We start from the raw sequence: 16,943 nt of genomic DNA, 5'->3' as shown, positions 1-16,943 counted from the left end.
CCCCTCACGCATCGACCGTCAGTTCGTGCTGATGTTCGCGGTGATGCTGACGATCGCGGCGGGGAATACCGCGCTGCAATCGGTGCTGCCGGCGCTCGGCCGCTCGCTGAAGGTGGCCGACAGCGCGGTGGCGGCGGCGTTTTCGGTGTCAGCCTTGATGTGGGTGGTGGCCGCGCCGTTCTGGGCCAACCGGTCGGACCGTTATGGCTGGCGGTCGATGGTGCTGCTGGGGCTGGCAGGGTTCACCGTGTCGCTGCTGGTCTGCGGGTTGTGCCTGATGGCGGGGATCAACGGCTGGCTGTCGGGCACCGCGGCGTTCGTCGCGTTCGTGGTGGGGCGAATGATCTACGGCAGCTTCGGCTCGGCCGCGCCGCCGGCGGTGCAGGCGATCGTCGCGGGATCGACGACGCGGGCGGAGCGGACACGCGCGCTGGCGCTGCTGGCGTCGGCGTTCGGACTGGGCACGATCCTGGGCCCGGCGGTCGCGCCTTATCTGGTGCTGGGGCATCTGGGCACGGTGCAGATCGGGCTGGCGGGGCCGGCGTTCTTCGCGACCGTCATCGGGCTTGCCATGTTCGTCGCGGTGCTGCGCATGCTGCCCGGTGACCACGGCGGCGGCGCGCACGGCGCGGCTTCGGCCTATCCGTCGATCGGCGGGCAGCCGACCGGCGCCAGCGTGACCGCGGCGACCGCCGACGACAGCGAGCGAGTCGGCTTCCTCGACCCGCGCATCCGCACGTGGATGGTGATCGGGCTGGTGATGGGCCATGCGCAGGCAATGGCGGGGCAGGCGATCGGCTTCCTCGTCATCGACCGGCTGGGCTTGCCGCCGGCCGAGGCGTTGCAGCCGACCGGTCTCGTGCTGATGATGGGGGCGGGGGCGGCGCTGCTGGTGCAGTGGGGGCTGATCCCGCTGCTCGACCTCAGCCCGCGGCGGCTGGCCATCATCGGGCTGGCGGTGGCGGCGGTCGGATGCGCGGCGACGGGGCTGGCGACGACGCTCTACGGCATCGCGCTCGGCTATGCGGTCGCGGCGATGGGGTTCGGTTTCGTGCGGCCGGGTTATACCGCGGGCGCATCGCTGGCCGTGGGGCAGGCGGCGCAGGGCTCGGTCGCGGGCAAGGTGACGTCGATCAACGGCGCGTCGTTCGTACTGGGCCCGTCGATCGGCATCGGGCTGTACGAACTGGCGCGGCCGCTGCCCTATCTGGTGGCGGCGGCCGCGCTGGTCCTGCTGTTCGCCTATACTGTCGTCAGTCTTCGCCCTTCGGCCCGCGCCCCTTGAGCGTGCCGGGCGCGATGAAGCCGATCGGCTGGATCGCCATCGAATCCTGCTTCAGCCGGTCCGACATCGCGCGATAGTCCTGCTCCATCTCGACCGTGACGGAGGCGCGCGAATCGCCCAGCGCTCGCTCGAAATCGGCCATCGTCACCGTCGTCGCGTCGATCGAGCGGCGCAGCGCGATCAGGCCGGCGCGGCGCACCACGTCCTCAAGGTCCGCACCGGTGTAGTGATCGGTACGCTCGGCGACGACATCCAGATCGACATCGTCGGCGAGCGGCATCTTCTGCGTCTGGATGCCGAGGATGCGGCGGCGGCCCGCGGCGTCGGGCACGCCGACGTAGATCAGTTCGTCGAAGCGGCCGGGGCGCAACAGCGCGGGGTCGATCATGTTCGGCCGGTTGGTGGCGCCGATGACAACGACTGACTGAAGCTCCTCCAGTCCGTCCATCTCGGCGAGGATGGTGTTCACCACCCGCTCGGTCACCTGCGGCTCGCCCATGCCGCCGCCGCGCGCGGGCACCAGCGAATCGAGTTCGTCGATAAAGATGACGCACGGCGCGACCTGGCGCGCGCGGGCGAACAGGCGGGCGATCTGCTGCTCGCTCTCGCCATACCATTTGGATAGCATGTCGCTCGCCTTGGTGGCGATGAAGTTCGACTCCGATTCGCGCGCGACCGCCTTCGCCAGCAAGGTCTTGCCGGTGCCGGGCGGGCCGTAGAGCAGGAAGCCCTTGGCCGGGCGGATGCCCATGCGGCGGAAGGCGTCGGGGTCCTTCAGCGGCAGCTCGACGCCCTCGCGCAGCCGTTCCTGCGCGTCGTCCAGTCCGCCGACATCGGCCCAGCGCACGGTCGGCGCCTGCACCATCACCTCGCGCATCGCCGACGGCTGCACGCGCTTCAGCGCTTCGAGGAAATCGTCGCGCGTGACCGACAGCGTGTCGAGCACCTCCGGCGGGATCGAGCGATCCTCCAGATTGAGCTTCGGCATGATGCGACGCACCGCCTCGATCGCAGCCTCGCGGGTCAGCGCGGCCATGTCGGCGCCGACGAAGCCATAGGTCGTGCGCGCCAGCTCGCCCAGATCGACGTCGGGCGCCAGCGGCATGCCGCGGGTGTGGATGCCGAGGATTTCGCGGCGGCCGCGCTCGTCCGGCACGCCGACGACGATCTCCCGGTCGAAGCGACCGGGACGGCGCAGCGCTTCGTCGATCGCCTCCGGCCGGTTGGTCGCGGCGATGATGACGACGTTGGCGCGCGCCTCCAGCCCGTCCATGATCGTCAGCAGCTGGGCGACGAGGCGCTTCTCCGCCTCGCCCGACACCTGCCCGCGCTTGGGCGCGATCGAATCGATCTCGTCGATGAAGACGATGGAGGGGGCGTTGGCGGCGGCTTCCTCGAACACGTCGCGCAGGCGCTTCTCCGATTCGCCGTACGCCGAGCCCATGATCTCGGGGCCGTTGATGAGGAAGAAGGACGCGTCCGATTCATTGGCGACCGCGCGGGCGAGCCGCGTCTTGCCAGTGCCGGGCGGCCCGTGGAGCAGCACCCCCTTGGGCGGATCGACGCCCAGCCGCTGGAAGAGTTCGGGATAGCGCAGCGGCAGCTCGACCATTTCGCGCAGCTGGTCGATCGTGCCGGCCATGCCGCCGATATCGTCATAGGTGACATCGGCGCGGCGTGATTCCTTGGGCTCCTCGTAATCGGCGCGAAGCTCGACCTCGGTGCCCTCGTCGAGATGGACGATGCCCTTCGGCACCGTCGACACCACGACCATGCGGATTTCCTGCAGCGCGTAGGCCGGGGCGTTCAGCATGCGTGAGACGTTAGGCGGCAGGTCGGCACCCGCCACGCGCTGCTGGCCGACGATGGCGACGGTGTCGCCCGCGCACATCGGGCGGTTGGCGAAGGTGCGTTTCAGCGCGCCGGGCTGACCCTGCAACCGCACGTTCTTGGCGGCGGGGGCGAAGACGACGCGGGCCGCGGGCTTCGATTCGGCGCGGCGCACCTCGACGAAATCGCCCGATCCCACGCCGGCATTGGCGCGTTGCAGGCCGTCGATGCGAACGATCTCCAGCCCCTCGTCCTCGGCATAGGGCAGGACGGCGGTGGCGGGAGTGGATCGCTTGCCGACGATCTCGATCACGTCGCCCTGGGTGACGCCCAGCGCCGACATCATCGTGCGGGGAAGGTGGGCGAGACCGCGTCCGCTGTCCTCGGGTCGGGAATTGGCGACCTGAAGCTTGCGCACCGGCTGTTCGTCGTCGGCCATCCCGTTCCTCTTTACACTGCCAGCGGTTATATCCGCGAAGCGCGTCAGATAGGGAGACGGTTCCACCGCTGCGAGGGGTGGCGCGCGGGCAAAAAAATGGCCGATCCCTGGGGACCGGCCTGGAAAGTTTTAGGAGAGGATGCCTGAAAGGCCTGCTCTATGTGCAGTGCAGCACGGATTGTTGCAAGTGCGAAAAGCAGGTTTCAAATTGCAACTTTTGCAATCGTATACCGAGTTGTCGCCCGGTTTTGACAATCGCCGGTGTTGCAGCGCATCATGACCGCCATGCGCAGGCTTCCTCCGCTCACCGCCATCGAGGCGTTCGTGCAGGTTGCCCGGCTGGGCTCGATCAAGGCCGCGGCTGAGGAACTGGCGCTATCGTCACCAGCGCTGAGCCGGCGCGTACAAGCGCTGGAGCGCTTCATCGGCAAGCCGCTGTTCGAACGCCGTCATCAAGCGCTGAAGCTGAATGCCGATGGCGAGCGGTTGCTCGCGGGTATCGCGCCGGCAATTGATACCATGTCCGATACGATCGAGGCGATGACGAGCGGGACGGAATTGCTGCGCCTGCGTCTTGGGGTGTTGCCGTTGTTCGCCAGCCAGCGGTTGCTGCCGCGACTGGGCGAGCTGAAGCGGCGCCACCCTGAATTCCACCTCGATATCGACACGGCTGGGCATGGCGTGACGCGGCTCGGCGACGGGCTGGATGCCGCCATCGTCGTAGCGCGGGAGATCGATCCGTTGCTCTATGCGCTGCGGCTGGATCGCAACCGCGTCTATGCGATCGGGCATCGCTCGCTGATCGAAGGCGCGGAGCCGACGATCGTGCCCGAGCAGATGGCCTCGCTGACCGCGCTGTTGCACCGCGACATGCCCGAGACGTTCATTCAGTGGCGCCGCGCGGCCGGGGTGCCCGACCTGGAGCCGGGCGCGATCGACTATTTCGATTCGGGGACGCTGATGCTGGAGGCAGCGGCGCAGGGGCTGGGCGTCGCCTTCATGCTGGAAGCGCATTACGAGGCGGCGCACGACGAGCGGCTGGTCCGCCTGTTCGATGTCGCGCCGGAGAGCGACTACAGCTATTGGTTCGTGTGCCGCCCGCGAGCGTTGCAGACGCGGCCGGTGAAGCTGTTTCATGACTGGTTGGTGGAGACGGTGGTCGTGGATTAGCAGCGCTAATCCGCGTCCCGACCACTGTCCCGGCCGGCGTGCGACGCACGACCGACGACGCGGCTTCGCCGCGGCGCCGACTTACGTCAGTTTCAAACAGCGCGGCGTGGCAAAGCCACGCCGTCGGTCGTCGCTTGGCGCGACGCCGGCCAGCGCGGCGTTGCAACGTCGATCAGCGCTGCTGATCGACTACGCCGCGCGCGCCTTCACGATCTTCCCCGGATTACGCGGCGGCTCGCCCTTCGGCAGCGCGTCGACATGCTCCATGCCTTCGGTCACTTCGCCCCAGACGGTGTACTGGCCGTCGAGGAAGGTCGCGTCGTCGAGGCAGATGAAGAACTGCGAATTCGCACTGTTCGGCGCCGAGGTGCGGGCCATCGAGCACACGCCGCGGGCGTGGCGCTCGCGGCTGAATTCGGCCTTCAGGTCAGGCAGCTTCGAGCCGCTGGTGCCGGTGCCGGTCGGGTCGCCGCCCTGCGCCATGAAGCCGTCGATGACGCGATGGAAGACGACGCCGTCGTAGAAGCCTTCGTTGGCGAGCGTGCCGATGCGCTCGACATGGCCGGGCGCGAGGTCGGGACGCAGGCGGATGGTGACGTCGCCGCCCTTGCCGTCGCCGGCATCGAGCGTGAAGGTCAGGGTCTGGAATGTATCGGCCACGCGGGGCTCCTTGGCAGTGATGGATTCCCCGCGGCCCTAGGCTCCTGCGGCGCGGCGTGCAAATTCCGCGCGGTTGGCAGCGCCGCCTTAGCCGCGTAGGGACCGCCCTTGCGCCGCGCAGCCACGGAGGGCCGGGACATGATCGATACCGACCAGCTGATTGACGCGCCCGCGACCGAACAGAGCGAGCTGGACGAGGACGACCGGCTGAAGCCCGAATTCGTCCGCGCGGTGCTGGATGCGGTGGCTGACGGCGACGTCGAGCGCGCGCGCGCGCTGGTCGAGCCGCTGCACCCGGCGGACATCGCCGATCTGTTCGAGCTGGTCGGGCACGAGCAGCGCTCCGGCCTCGCTCATGCGCTGCACGATCTGGTCGATGGCGACGTGTTTGCGGAGATGAACGATTACGTCCGCGAGGACCTGATCGACGCGCTGGAGCCGCAGGAGGTCGCCGACCTCGCAGCCGAACTCGATACCGACGACGCCGTCGCGATCATCGAGGACATGGACGCCGCGGACCAGCGCGAGGTGCTGCGCGCGATGGAGCCCGACGATCGCGCCGCGATCGAGGAGGCGCTGTCTTACCCCGAGGAATCCGCCGGCCGTTTGATGCAGCGCGAGCTGATCGCGGTGCCCGAGCATTGGAGCGTCGGCGACGTCATCAGCTATCTGCGCGGCAACGAGGAGCTGACGACCGATTTCTGGGAGATTTTCGTCGTCGATTCGCGGCACAAGCCGATCGGCACCTGCCAGCTGTCGTGGATCCTGCGTACACCGCGCGGCGTCGCCATCGCCGACGTCATGAAGCGCGAACAGACGCTGATCCCGGTCGATATGGACCAGGAAGAGGTCGCGCTGCGCTTCCAGAAATACGCGTTGATCTCCGCCGCCGTGGTGGACGGGTCGGGGCGCCTTGTCGGCATGATTACCGTCGACGACATGGTCCATATCATCCAGGAAGAAGCGGGCGAGGACGCACTGCTGCTGTCGGGTGCGGGCGACGGCGACATCAACGAGCCGATCCTGCTGACGGTACGCACGCGCCTGACGTGGCTGGTCGTCAACCTTGGCACCGCGATGATCGCGGCGTCGGTGGTGGGGGCGTTTCAAGGGCAGATCGCGCGCTACGCGCTGCTCGCGGTGCTGATGCCGATCGTGTCGGGGATGGGCGGCAATGCGGGGACGCAGACGCTGGCCGTCGTCGTCCGCGCGATTGCGACCAACCAGCTGACCGAATCGAACACGGTGCGCACGATCCTGCGCGAATTCCGGATCGCCATCGCCAACGGGGTGACGCTGGGACTGCTGATCGGGGCGGGGACCTATGTCATCTTCGGCAACGCCGACCTGTCGCTGGTCATCGCGATGGCGATGGTCATCAACAACATGATCGCCGGGCTGGCGGGTGTGCTGGTGCCGGTGACGCTGGACCGGATGCGGATCGACCCCGCGGTGTCGTCGGCGGTGTTCGTGACCACGCTGACCGATACCGGCGGGTTCCTGGCGTTCCTGGGCCTTGCGACCTTGTGGGGGCTGGGGGCCTGACCCACATCGGAGCGCATGCCGCTCCATCTGACCAAGGTCGCCTACGGGCTCGACAGCCTGGCCGCGCTCGACGAGCGGGTGCAGCAGCGGGCGGAGGAGGGGCGGTTCACGCCGACCACCCGTTATCTGCCCAAGCGCCATGCCGAGATGGCGGGCGGATCGCTCTACTGGATCGTCAAACACCAGCTGGTCGCCCGCTCGCCGCTGATCGGCTTCGGCGAGGAGGACGGCCGCGTCGCTATCGAGCTGGAGCCGCGGCTGATCCTCGTCCAGCCTCGGGGCAAGCGCGCGCATCAGGGCTGGCGCTATCTGGAGGACGCCGATGCGCCGATCGACATGGGCGGCGGGCTGGAGGGCGTGGCGCAAATGCCGCCGGCGCTGATCGGGCGGTTGAATGCGCTGATGCTGTTGTAAGCTACCCCACCGCCGCGCGATACGCCGCCAGCCCCTGCTCCAGATCCGCGATCAGGTCCGCCGCATCCTCCAGCCCGATGCTGAGCCGCACCAGCGCGCCGGTGCCGCGCCAGGGCACGGCGGTGCGGATGCGTTGTGGGTCGACGGGGATGGCGAGGCTTTCGAACCCGCCCCAGCTATAGCCGATACCGAACAGCTCCAGCGCGTCGATCAGCGCGGCGCGAGGGGCTTCGCCCGCGTCCGCCAGCTCGAATGCGAACAGTCCGGCGCCGCCGCGGAAATCGCGGTGGAAGATCGCGCTGCCCGGGCAATCGGCGAGCGCGGGGTGGAGCACGCGCGACACCTCGGGCCGCTCGGCCAGCCAGCGTGCGATAGCGAGCGCGCTCTCCGCATGGCGATCAAGCCGCAGCGCCATCGTGCGAAGTCCGCGCGACGCCAGCCACGCATCGTCGGGCGATACCGTCTGACCGAGCTGGAAGCTGACGTCGCGCAGCGCGGGCCAGTGAGCTGCCGTGCTCGTCACCGATCCCATCATGACGTCGGAATGGCCGGAGATGTATTTGGTGCAGGCGAGGATCGACAGGTCCACGCCCAGCGCCAGCGCCGGCAGCCTGAGCGGCGTCGCCCAGGTGTTGTCGAGCAACGTGACGATCCCGCGCTCCCGCGCGATCGCGGTGATGGCGGGAATGTCCTGCACCTCGAAGGTCAGGCTGCCGGGGCTTTCGAGGAAGATCGCTTTCGTCGCCGGCCCGATCAGGTTGGCGATGCCCGAGCCGATCATCGGATCGAAGAAGCGCGTGGTGATTCCCATCCGCTTCAGCAGGCCGTTCGCGAGGTTGCGGGTCGGATCATAGACGCTGTCCACCAGCAGCAGCTCGTCGCCAGGCGAGAGGACGGCGAGTAGCGCGGCGGCGATGGCGGCGACGCCGCTGGGGTAGAGGAAGGTCGCCTCCGCCCCCGGCTCCAGCTCGGTCAGCGCGTCGGCGAGGCTCCACTGTGTCGGCGTACCGCGACGGCCGTAGAACAGCCGGTGATGCGTGTCGCGCCCGCCGGACGCGCGCAGCGACGCGACCGAATCATAGAGGATGGTCGAGGCGCGCCACACCGGCGGGCTGACGATGCCCTGCGTCCATTCGGGGCGGCGCCCGCCGTGGACGACGCGGGTGCCGTCGCCCTTGCCGTGCTCGCTCATGCGCCGGTCTCCTTCGGGGCTGTGGGGTGGCTGCCCCATTCGGTCCAGCTGCCGTCGTAGAGCGGCACGTCGCGGCCGAGGCGGTGGAGTGCCAGCACCAGATTGGCGGCGGTGACGCCCGAGCCGCAGGTGGCGACGATCTGTCGGTCGATGTCGACGTTGGCGGCTGCGAGTTCTTCGCGCAGCGCATCGTCTGGTTTCAGGCGGCCATCGGCGTCGAACAGGCGCGCGTAATGGAGGTTGGTCGATCCCGGAATGTGGCCCGGGACGACGCCGGCGCGTGGCTCCGGCTCGGCACCGGCGAAGCGGGCCGGGCTGCGCGCATCGACGATCTGCGCATCGGTCGACGTCATGGCGGCGAGGTCGCGGACGCCGGTGCCGTCGTAGCGGGGCGTGAAGGTCGCCGACGCAGGGGTGGCGATGCCGCTCTCGATCGGGCGACTATCGGCGCGCCATGCGCCGAGGCCGCCGTCGAGAATGCGGACGTCGCGCGCGCCCATCGTCCGCAGCGCCCACCAGATCCGCGCCGATGTGTGGAGCGGCGAATCGTCGTAGAGGACGATCGTATCGCCTTCGGTCACGCCGAGCGCGCCCATGCGCTGCGCGAAGGCATCGGGCGTCGCGAGGTTGCCGTCAGCGCCGTTTAGGCTGGCGAGATCGAGGAAGATCGCGCCCGGAATATGGGCGGCATCATGCTCCGCGCGGGCGTCGCGATCATGTTCGGGCAGGAACCAGGTCGCGTCGAGGATGCGGGCGTCGGGCAACGCCGCAAGGTGGGCGGGCGTCATCAGGACGGTGTCGGTAGCCATCGGTCAGCCTCCGCTACGGGCGAATGTTGAGAAAGTTGAGACGTGCGAGCGGATCGTGCGTCATCAAGGTCACGATCGCGAATGCCCCGGCGGTAGCGGCACGAAAGGCGGGACCGCGCGCGTGCCGCTCGCGATGTTCAACCAATCGGTTGAGCGTGAATGTTGAGACGAAAACACGTGCGATTTCCCTCGTGAAACGGTCCTGAAGCTCAACAGGTTGGTTGAGCGTCGCGGACGCTGTCGGGGTTAGCAGGTGGACGGGATGTAGGACAGGTTGCTAATTATCAGGCGGTGGTGCGTGTCGCTTTAGGCTCCTGCCTGCGCGGGGGCACCGGGGGCACCGGGGTGGCGGTGTGGCCACACGCGGGTGCAATCCGATGGGTTCACGACTACATGGGCGGCCATGACCCCGCTTCATCTTGGCCAGTCCAGTAGCCTGCCCGCATCTCCGCAAGCCGCGGTGCTCGACTATGTGCCCAATCCGCGCGCCGGCACCGCCTATCTGGTGCGCTTTGCTGTGCCCGAATTTACCTCGCTCTGTCCGGTCACCGGCCAGCCCGACTTCGCGCATCTCGTAATCGACTATGTGCCCGGCGCGACGATCGTCGAATCCAAGTCGCTGAAGCTGTTCCTGGGTGCCTTCCGCAACCACGCCGCCTTCCATGAGGATTGCACGGTCGGCATAGGCCAGCGGCTGGTGGACGAGATGGCGCCGCAGTGGCTGCGCATCGGTGGGTACTGGTATCCGCGTGGCGGCATACCGATCGACGTGTTCTGGCAGACCGGTGCGCTACCGACAGGCGTCTGGGTCCCGGATCAAGGCGTTTCGTCGTACCGCGGGCGCGGCTAAACGAATATTCATGTTGCGGTGCAGCGCAAACGCAACCATCCTTAACATCTGGCGTTATGAGTCGGTTGGTCGGTCCGCGGCCATTGTTCATATTGCATGTGCTAAGGACGATGATGGATACGAAGGTGTCAGCCCCGGTCGATCATGTCGCGCTGATCGGTAATTATCTGCCGCGGAAATGCGGCATCGCTACCTTTACTACCGATACGCGCACGGCGCTGGCCGAACGCTTTCCCGGCATGCGGATCGATACCTGGGCGATGGACGATCATCCCGGTCGTTACGATTATCCGCGCGAAGTCACCGGCACGATCGCGCAGAACGATTTGAATTCCTACCTCCATGCTGCCCGCGCGATCGAGGCGAGCGGTGCCAAGGCGCTGTGGATTCAGCACGAATACGGCATCTTCGGCGGCAAGGCTGGCGATCACATCCTCGCGCTGATGAATCGGGTGACCATTCCCGTCGTCGTGACGCTGCACACCATCCTCGAAAAGCCGAGCGCCGACGAGCGCCGCGTGATGGAGGCGATCCTGCGTCGGGCCTCGCGCGTCATCGTCATGGCCGATCTCGGCCGCGACATTCTGCTGCGCGTCTATGGCGCCAGCGCGCGGATGATCGAGATGATCCCGCACGGCGTGCCCGATCGCCCACTGATCGACCCCGACACGCTGAAGGGCGCGTTCGGCTGGGTCGGGCGCAAGGTCATCTTCACCTTCGGCCTGCTGGCGCCGAACAAGGGGATCGAGACGATCATCTCGGCGATGCCCGCGGTGGTCGAGAAGCATCCGTCGGCGCTCTACGTCGTGCTCGGCGCGACGCATCCCAATCTCGTCGCCCATGAGGGCGAGGCCTACCGCGACCGGCTGAAGGCGCTGGCCGATACGCTGGGCGTCGCCAGTTCGGTGCAGTTCCTCGACGGGTTCATCGAGCATGACGAATTGCTCGACTATCTGCAGGCCGCCGACATCTATGCGACGCCGTATCTGAACCCGTGGCAGATCACGAGCGGGACGCTGTCCTATGCGGTCGGCGTCGGCAAGGCGGTGATCTCCACGCCTTATGTCCACGCGACCGAGATACTGGCGGATGGGCATGGTGTGCTCGTCGAGTTCGGCGATTCGGCAGCGTTCGCGCGGGAGATTTCGGCGCTGCTGTCCAACGACGGTAACCGCCAGCGCTTGTCGGCGCGCGCCTATGCCCGCGGTCGCACGATGATCTGGTCGCGGTACTCCGAACATGGCGTCGCCGTCATCGCCGCCGCCGTGGCGGAGCGCCCGCGCCGTCTGGCGACGCATGCGCCGTCGCCGGCGCCGCTGGTTCCGCAGATCGCCGCCGTCGAGCGGATGAGCGATTCGACCGGCATGCTCCAGCATTCGATCTATTCGGTACCCGACCGTCGCCATGGCTATTGCATCGACGACAATGCCCGCGCGCTGATCCTGATGACGCAGGTCGATCATCTCGATGCCGACGTGCGCGACAAGTGGACGACGATCTACGGCGCATTCGTCCAGCATGCGTGGAATCCGGACAAGCGCCGCTTCCGTAACTTCATGAACTTCGACCGCAGCTGGTGCGAGGAGACGGGGTCGGAGGATTCGAACGGCCGCGCGCTCTGGTCGCTCGGCGTGACCGCGCGCGACGCGCGCGTGCACAAGCACCGCGACTGGGCGGGGCGTTTGTTCGACGAAACGGCGAGCCTGGCGTTCGAGCTCGGCAGCCCGCGCGCGCATGCCTTCGCGATGCTCGGCGCGGCTGCGATGCTGGAGGCACATCCCGATCACGGTCTGTCGAAGACGATCCTGTCGCGGTTCGGCGAGGAGCTGGTCGCGCTGCTCGATCGCGCGCGCCGGCCGGAGTGGAGCTGGTTCGAGATCGTGCTGGCGTATGACAACGCCCGCCTGCCTGAAGCGCTGATTCGCGCCGGCATGGCGCTGCGCCGCGACGATTTCATCGCGACCGGTGTCGAGACACTGGAATGGATATCGCGCGTGCAGAGCGCGCCCGACGGGCGCTTCCGCGCGGTCGGATCAGAGAGTTTCGGCAACATCTATGCCGCGCCGATGCAATTCGACCAGCAGCCGCTCGAGGCGCAGGCGCAGGTCGATGCCTGTTGCGCCGCCTATGATGCGACGCGCGATCGCCGCTGGGTGGCCGAGGCGGAGCGCGCCTATGGCTGGTATCTCGGCGCCAACGACCTCGACATGCCGGTGTCGAGCGGTGCCGACGGCGGTTGCTTCGACGGGTTGCAGCCCGGCGGGCTCAACCGGAACCAGGGGGCGGAGTCGATCCTCGCGCTCCAGTTGGCGTCCTGTGCGATTTCGGCCCTTTCAAATCGGGCCGGAACCGTGGCAGGGCAGACCGACGCCGCCGCTGCCGCCTGAACGACGCGGTCATCCCGACTCTGATCCCGTTCCGGGGGGAACGCATGCTCGACCTTTTCGTCCACCCGCTGCGGCTGCATGCCGATCCTTCCCGCGTCGTCGTACGCCCGTTCCACATCGCCTGGGCGAGCGGCAACGGCGGTGCGCCCAGCCGTAGCGAGCGGCTGGTACGCCAGGTGCTGGCGATGAGCCCGCAGGATACGCGCGCGCAGCTGGAAACCGTGCTCAAGGATTTCGAGGCGCGCCACTGGCAGACGCGGCGCGTGTTCATGACGCGCTACGACGAGATCGAAGCGCAGCTCGGCCTCGACGGCAGCACGATCGGCGACGAGAAGCGCCAGCTGATCGGCGCCTATTTCTGCCACGAGTATAGCTATGCCGCCGCGGCGCTGATGAACCCCAGCGTGGTGCCGCATTTCGATCAGACCGGCATGCCGGACGGATCGATGCGCATCCTGATGTCGATGCGCGCGGTGGGTGAGGGGCACATCAGCTCCGTCGCGTTCCGCGAAGGCATCATCACCGACCATAACGAGATGAAGCTGGCGCCCGAGCCGCCCTTCGCCACTGCCGCCGACGCGGTGGGCGACGAGGAGGAGATGCCGGTCGGGCCGGTCACCGTCTATCGCCACCGCGACTCGACCCTGTCGGGCACGGTAATCTTCCCGATCACCGAGCAGCAGTCGAAGGGACTGGAGGATCTGCGCCTCGTCCACTTCACACACGACGATGGCGAGAAGGAGTGGATCGGCACCTACACCGCCTACAACGGCGCATCGATCCAGTCGGAGATGATGCGGACGAAGGATTTCCGCGCGTTCGATCTGGTGCCGATGTCGGGCGCGGCCAGCCGCAACAAGGGCATGGCGCTGTTCCCGCGCAAGGTCGGCGGCCGCTACATGATGATCGGCCGGCAGGATGGGCAGAACATCTTCATCATCGACTCCGACCGGCTGGATCATTGGGACGAGGGGCAGCTGCTGCTCGAGCCCAAATATCCGTGGGAACTGGTGCAGATGGGCAATTGCGGTCCGCCGATCGAAACGGACGCGGGCTGGATCCTGCTGACCCACGGCGTCGGTGCGATGCGCAAATATTCGATCGGCGCCGCGCTGCTCGACAAGGACGACCCGACCAAGGTGATCGGGCGGACGAAGGAGCCGATCCTGGCCGCCGCGGACCAGGACCGCGAAGGCTATGTGCCCAACGTGGTCTACACCTGTGGCGCAGTGCGGCAGGGCGATTCGCTGTTCATCCCCTACGGAATCGCGGACAGTTCGATCGGCTTTGCTTTCGTGGAAATCGACAAGCTGATCGCGACGATGCGCTGAGGCGCAGGCGCGGCGACGCCCGCGCCGGTGCGGCACCGCCGCAGCGCCTCGGCCGGCCGGCAGGTCGGCTTCGCCGAACCTGTCCGACGTTGTGCCGGCGGCTTTGCCGTCGGCCGGATGCGCGGCCCGAAAAAGGGCAGTGCTTCGACAAGCTCAGCACGAACGAGCGGGTTACCGATAGGTCGCGATGTCGTCGGTCGGCGCATCGATTGGCGGAGCAGGCGGGGCAGTGCGAACCATCGTCCGCGTCATGCGATAGACGATGGCGATCAGCGCGAAGAACAGCAGCGGCGCCAGCCACATCGCGACCCCGGCGAAGCCGTCGCCCATCACCGCGAGCGGCGCGTCGTTCGGCGGCACCGGCGACGCGCGGTTGGCCCAGGCGAGGATGCCAGCGAAGGCGACGCCGAACAGGCTTTCCCCCACGATTAGCCCGGTCGCCGCCAGCACGCCCATGCGCTCGGCGAATTCGGGGTTGGCGCTGCGAGCGGCCCAGCGGTTGTAGACATGGCCGATCACCGCGCCGATCGGGATCAGCAGAGTCAGGCCCATCGGCAGGTAGATGCCCATCCCGACCGCCAGCGGCGGCAGGCGCATCCTGCCCGAGCGCCCCATCAGTTCGTCGAGGGCGATCACGATCACGCCGATGCCCGCGCCGATCGCGATCAGGCTCCAGTCGATGTCGCCGCCCAGCACGCCCTTCGCCAGCGAGGAGATCAGCGCCGCCTGCGGGGCCGACAGCGCATTGGGGCCGGCGCCCGGCATGCCGACGAAGCCCAGCGTGTTCTTGAGGAGATCGAGCACCAGCGGAATCGCGAGCGATCCGAAGACGACGCCCATCACCAGCGCGACCTGCTGCTTCCACGGCGTTGCGCCGACGAGCTGACCGGTCTTCAGATCCTGCAGATTGTCGTTCGAGATCGTCGCGATCGAGAAGATGATCGCGGTGACGAACAGTGCATAGGCGACCAATGCGTTGGTGTCGGCCGGCGCGCCGCCGTGACCGAATACCAGCACCAGCAAGAGCGAGGCGCCGAGCACCGCGAGGATGCCGACACCCGACACCGGCGAATTCGACGCACCGATCAACCCGGCCATATAGCCGCACACCGCCGCGATCAGCACGCCGACGATCAGGATATAGAGCAGCGAGCCGATGACGACGCTCGCCGCCTGCGCCGGGCCGCCGGTGGCGAAACTCCACAACAGCCACGCGACCGGCACCAATGTCGCCGCTACTGCGCCCGCGACGATGCCGATGGGCAGGTCGCGCTCGCTGAGTTCCAGCACGCCGCCGCCCGATCGCGCACGCGACGCCGCCAGTGCCGAGCGCAGTCCCGACAGGATCGGGCCGATGATGCGCACCAACGACCAGATCGCGGCGACGCCGATCGTGCCGGCGCCGATGAAGCGCACCTGCCCCCGGAACGTGCCGCTGACCACCGCGTCGATGCCGGAGGAGAAATCCGCGCCGCTGGCGAACCACGGCACCAGCACCGTCCACGACACCAGCATGCCGAGAAACATCGCCGCGCCCACCGACAGCCCGACGAGGTGGCCGACACCGATCAGGAGCATCGACCAGCTGGTGGCGAAGCCGGTCGCGGTGCCGCCGATCGCGACGTTGCGCCCCGCCTCCTCCGACACGAAGCGCATCTTCGCCAGCAGCGCGAAGCCACCCGAGAACAGGCTGCCGAGCGTCAGGATGCGCAGGCCCCGCGCATTCTCCGCGCCGCCGCCGGCCGCGCTGGCGCCGACCTTCAGCACCTCCGCCGCGGCGACGCCTTCGGGATAGGGCAGTGTCGACCCGGTCACCAGCGCGCGGCGCAGCGGCACCGAGAACATCACGCCCAGCACGCCGCCCGTCACGCAGACGGCGACGGTCGTCCAATAGGGAAAGCCCGTCCACCAGCCGACCATGATAAGGCCGGGCAGCACGAACACGATGGCCGCCAGAGTGCCCGCCGCCGACGCGATCGTCTGGACGATGTTGTTCTCGAGAATGTTGTCGCCCTTCAGCGCGCGCAGGATCGCCATCGAGACGACCGCGGCGGGGATCGACGTCGCGAAGGTCAGCCCGACCTTCAACCCGGCGTAGACGTTCGCCGCGGTGAACAGCATCGTGATGATCGCCCCGAGCACGATCCCGCGGATCGTCAGTTCGGGCATTGTCGTGGGCGGGGCGGTACGGATGTCGGACATGGGCCCGAGAGTGGCACGGTTCGGCCGCGACCAACAAGGGGCGACGGGACGCTCGCAAAGGCCGGACGCGCGGCGTGGAGGCTGCGGACCGGGAGCAGCAGGGGGGCGAAATGGCCGACGACCACTATGTCTATGACGAGGACAGCGGCGAATGGATGTCGGCCGCCGAGCTGGCCGCGAAACAGACGGGGGCGGGGCAGGTCGAGGTGCGCGATGCGGTCGGCAACCTGCTGGCCGATGGCGACCAGGTGACGCTCATCAAGGATCTCGAGGTCAAGGGTGCCGGCCAGACGCTGAAGCGCGGCACGCTCATCAAGTCGATCCGGCTGACCGGCGACGCGCAGGAGATCGACTGCCGCTACGAGGGGATCAAGGGCCTCGTGCTGCGCGCCGAGTTCGTCCGCAAGCGCTAATGGCCCGCCCCCGGCCCGCCATGCCGTCCGCGGCGGCGATCCTGGCGCTGGCGGATGCGGAGGGGCGGCTGGAGGTGCGGGTTTCTCCGGGCGCCTCGGCCGATGCGATCACGCTACCCATCTCGGGTGGCGCCCTTGCCGTACGGACTACCGCGCCGCCGGAGGACGGCAAGGCGAATGCGGCGGTGCTGCGGCTGCTCGCCAAGGCGCTTGGTCGGCCGGTGTCGTCGCTGGAGTTGGTGCGCGGTGCGGCGAGCCGGACGAAGGTCATCCGGATCGGGTCGTAACGTTTTCAAAAAACGGTGGCGCACCCGACTGGATTCGAACCAGTGGCCTCTGCCTTCGGAGGGCAGCGCTCTATCCAGCTGAGCTACGGGTGCCGGCGCGAGAGGGGACTAGCAGTGGCGGGGGCGGTG

Annotated in this window: 14 protein-coding genes and 1 tRNA gene; 9 read left to right on the top strand and 6 right to left on the bottom strand. The window is 67.9% G+C overall.

Features of this window, described 5'->3' with window-relative positions; genetic code table 11:
• Positions 1-31: 31 nt before the first annotated feature.
• A complete protein-coding gene (locus ACX40P_RS01065) occupies positions 32-1,285 on the top strand; it encodes an MFS transporter (protein WP_459125197.1) in 1,254 nt (417 codons plus the stop codon).
• Here ACX40P_RS01065 and ACX40P_RS01060 read toward each other — a convergent pair.
• Positions 1,254-3,554 (bottom strand): CDC48 family AAA ATPase, encoded by a 2,301-nt coding sequence (locus tag ACX40P_RS01060; protein ID WP_459124448.1) that lies wholly within the window; start codon positions 3,552-3,554, stop codon positions 1,254-1,256. The two genes, ACX40P_RS01065 and ACX40P_RS01060, sit on opposite strands and share 32 nt — an antisense overlap.
• 285 nt (positions 3,555-3,839) lie before the next feature.
• Here ACX40P_RS01060 and ACX40P_RS01055 point away from each other — a divergent pair, with 285 nt between their 5' ends.
• Positions 3,840-4,724: a LysR substrate-binding domain-containing protein gene (locus ACX40P_RS01055; protein WP_459124447.1), complete on the top strand. Its 885-nt coding sequence runs from the start codon at positions 3,840-3,842 to the stop codon at positions 4,722-4,724.
• Positions 4,725-4,913: 189 nt separating this feature from the next.
• Here ACX40P_RS01055 and ACX40P_RS01050 read toward each other — a convergent pair whose 3' ends face one another.
• Positions 4,914-5,384, bottom strand: coding sequence for a peptidylprolyl isomerase (locus ACX40P_RS01050; RefSeq protein WP_459124446.1), 471 nt, complete (start codon positions 5,382-5,384; stop codon positions 4,914-4,916).
• A 138-nt stretch (positions 5,385-5,522) separates the two neighbouring features.
• On the opposite strand from ACX40P_RS01050, the gene mgtE reads away from it, so the two are divergent.
• Together mgtE and ACX40P_RS01040 are read left to right on the top strand one after the other, a co-directional pair.
• A complete protein-coding gene (gene mgtE, locus ACX40P_RS01045; RefSeq protein WP_459124445.1) occupies positions 5,523-6,929 on the top strand; it encodes a magnesium transporter in 1,407 nt (468 codons plus the stop codon).
• Between the two features lie 15 nt (positions 6,930-6,944).
• On the top strand, positions 6,945-7,343 hold the full coding sequence (locus tag ACX40P_RS01040; protein ID WP_459124444.1) for a DUF1489 family protein: 399 nt from the start codon (positions 6,945-6,947) through the stop codon (positions 7,341-7,343).
• 1 nt (position 7,344) lies between these two features.
• Here the strand turns inward: ACX40P_RS01040 and metC are convergent, their stop codons facing one another.
• The gene (gene metC / locus ACX40P_RS01035; protein WP_459124443.1) at positions 7,345-8,535 is read right to left on the bottom strand and encodes a cystathionine beta-lyase; all 1,191 of its coding nucleotides are present in this window, start codon (positions 8,533-8,535) and stop codon (positions 7,345-7,347) included.
• Positions 8,532-9,344: a sulfurtransferase gene (locus ACX40P_RS01030; RefSeq protein WP_459124442.1), complete on the bottom strand. Its 813-nt coding sequence runs from the start codon at positions 9,342-9,344 to the stop codon at positions 8,532-8,534. Before ACX40P_RS01030 ends, metC begins: the two co-directional genes overlap by 4 nt.
• A 403-nt stretch (positions 9,345-9,747) precedes the next feature.
• On the opposite strand from ACX40P_RS01030, the gene queF reads away from it, so the two are divergent.
• The 3 genes from queF (at position 9,748) to ACX40P_RS01015 (ending at position 13,912) form a co-directional block, all read left to right on the top strand.
• Positions 9,748-10,194 (top strand): preQ(1) synthase, encoded by a 447-nt coding sequence (gene queF / locus ACX40P_RS01025; RefSeq protein ID WP_459124441.1) that lies wholly within the window; start codon positions 9,748-9,750, stop codon positions 10,192-10,194.
• Between the two features lie 113 nt (positions 10,195-10,307).
• A complete protein-coding gene (locus ACX40P_RS01020; protein WP_459124440.1) occupies positions 10,308-12,581 on the top strand; it encodes a glycosyltransferase family 4 protein in 2,274 nt (757 codons plus the stop codon).
• Positions 12,582-12,625: 44 nt separating this feature from the next.
• Positions 12,626-13,912 carry a glycoside hydrolase family 130 protein gene (locus tag ACX40P_RS01015; RefSeq protein ID WP_459124439.1) on the top strand — a complete coding sequence of 429 codons (1,287 nt, stop codon included), beginning with the start codon at positions 12,626-12,628 and terminating at the stop codon, positions 13,910-13,912.
• A gap of 171 nt (positions 13,913-14,083) precedes the next feature.
• Here the strand turns inward: ACX40P_RS01015 and ACX40P_RS01010 are convergent, their stop codons facing one another.
• Entirely contained in the window at positions 14,084-16,114 is a 2,031-nt protein-coding gene (locus ACX40P_RS01010; RefSeq protein WP_459124438.1) for an OPT family oligopeptide transporter, read from the bottom strand.
• A 110-nt stretch (positions 16,115-16,224) separates the two neighbouring features.
• Between ACX40P_RS01010 and ACX40P_RS01005 the strand changes: the two genes are divergently transcribed.
• Together ACX40P_RS01005 and ACX40P_RS01000 are read left to right on the top strand one after the other, a co-directional pair.
• Positions 16,225-16,527, top strand: coding sequence for an alkylphosphonate utilization protein (locus tag ACX40P_RS01005; RefSeq protein WP_459124437.1), 303 nt, complete (start codon positions 16,225-16,227; stop codon positions 16,525-16,527).
• Complete coding sequence (locus ACX40P_RS01000; protein ID WP_459124436.1) at positions 16,527-16,814, top strand: DUF167 domain-containing protein; 288 nt, start codon at positions 16,527-16,529, stop codon at positions 16,812-16,814. Before ACX40P_RS01005 ends, ACX40P_RS01000 begins: the two co-directional genes overlap by 1 nt.
• A gap of 16 nt (positions 16,815-16,830) precedes the next feature.
• Here ACX40P_RS01000 and ACX40P_RS00995 read toward each other — a convergent pair.
• A tRNA-Arg gene (locus ACX40P_RS00995) sits at positions 16,831-16,907 on the bottom strand.
• Positions 16,908-16,943: the final 36 nt, after the last annotated feature.

The sequence above is a fragment of the Sphingomonas sp. RS2018 genome (assembly GCF_054489605.1).
This window is presented reverse-complemented; position numbering and strand designations above follow the sequence as displayed.

Excerpts from the sequence above, each read along its gene's own strand:
- ACX40P_RS01065 (WP_459125197.1), top strand. The coding sequence starts at position 32 with ATGTTCGCGGTGATGCTGACGATCGCGGCGGGGAATACCGCGCTGCAA.
- ACX40P_RS01060 (WP_459124448.1), bottom strand. The coding sequence starts at position 3,554 with ATGGCCGACGACGAACAGCCGGTGCGCAAGCTTCAGGTCGCCAATTCC.
- ACX40P_RS01055 (WP_459124447.1), top strand. The coding sequence starts at position 3,840 with ATGCGCAGGCTTCCTCCGCTCACCGCCATCGAGGCGTTCGTGCAGGTT.
- mgtE (WP_459124445.1), top strand. The coding sequence starts at position 5,523 with ATGATCGATACCGACCAGCTGATTGACGCGCCCGCGACCGAACAGAGC.
- ACX40P_RS01040 (WP_459124444.1), top strand. The coding sequence starts at position 6,945 with ATGCCGCTCCATCTGACCAAGGTCGCCTACGGGCTCGACAGCCTGGCC.
- metC (WP_459124443.1), bottom strand. The coding sequence starts at position 8,535 with ATGAGCGAGCACGGCAAGGGCGACGGCACCCGCGTCGTCCACGGCGGG.
- ACX40P_RS01030 (WP_459124442.1), bottom strand. The coding sequence starts at position 9,344 with ATGGCTACCGACACCGTCCTGATGACGCCCGCCCACCTTGCGGCGTTG.
- queF (WP_459124441.1), top strand. The coding sequence starts at position 9,748 with ATGACCCCGCTTCATCTTGGCCAGTCCAGTAGCCTGCCCGCATCTCCG.
- ACX40P_RS01020 (WP_459124440.1), top strand. The coding sequence starts at position 10,308 with ATGGATACGAAGGTGTCAGCCCCGGTCGATCATGTCGCGCTGATCGGT.
- ACX40P_RS01015 (WP_459124439.1), top strand. The coding sequence starts at position 12,626 with ATGCTCGACCTTTTCGTCCACCCGCTGCGGCTGCATGCCGATCCTTCC.
- ACX40P_RS01010 (WP_459124438.1), bottom strand. The coding sequence starts at position 16,114 with ATGTCCGACATCCGTACCGCCCCGCCCACGACAATGCCCGAACTGACG.
- ACX40P_RS01005 (WP_459124437.1), top strand. The coding sequence starts at position 16,225 with ATGGCCGACGACCACTATGTCTATGACGAGGACAGCGGCGAATGGATG.
- ACX40P_RS01000 (WP_459124436.1), top strand. The coding sequence starts at position 16,527 with ATGGCCCGCCCCCGGCCCGCCATGCCGTCCGCGGCGGCGATCCTGGCG.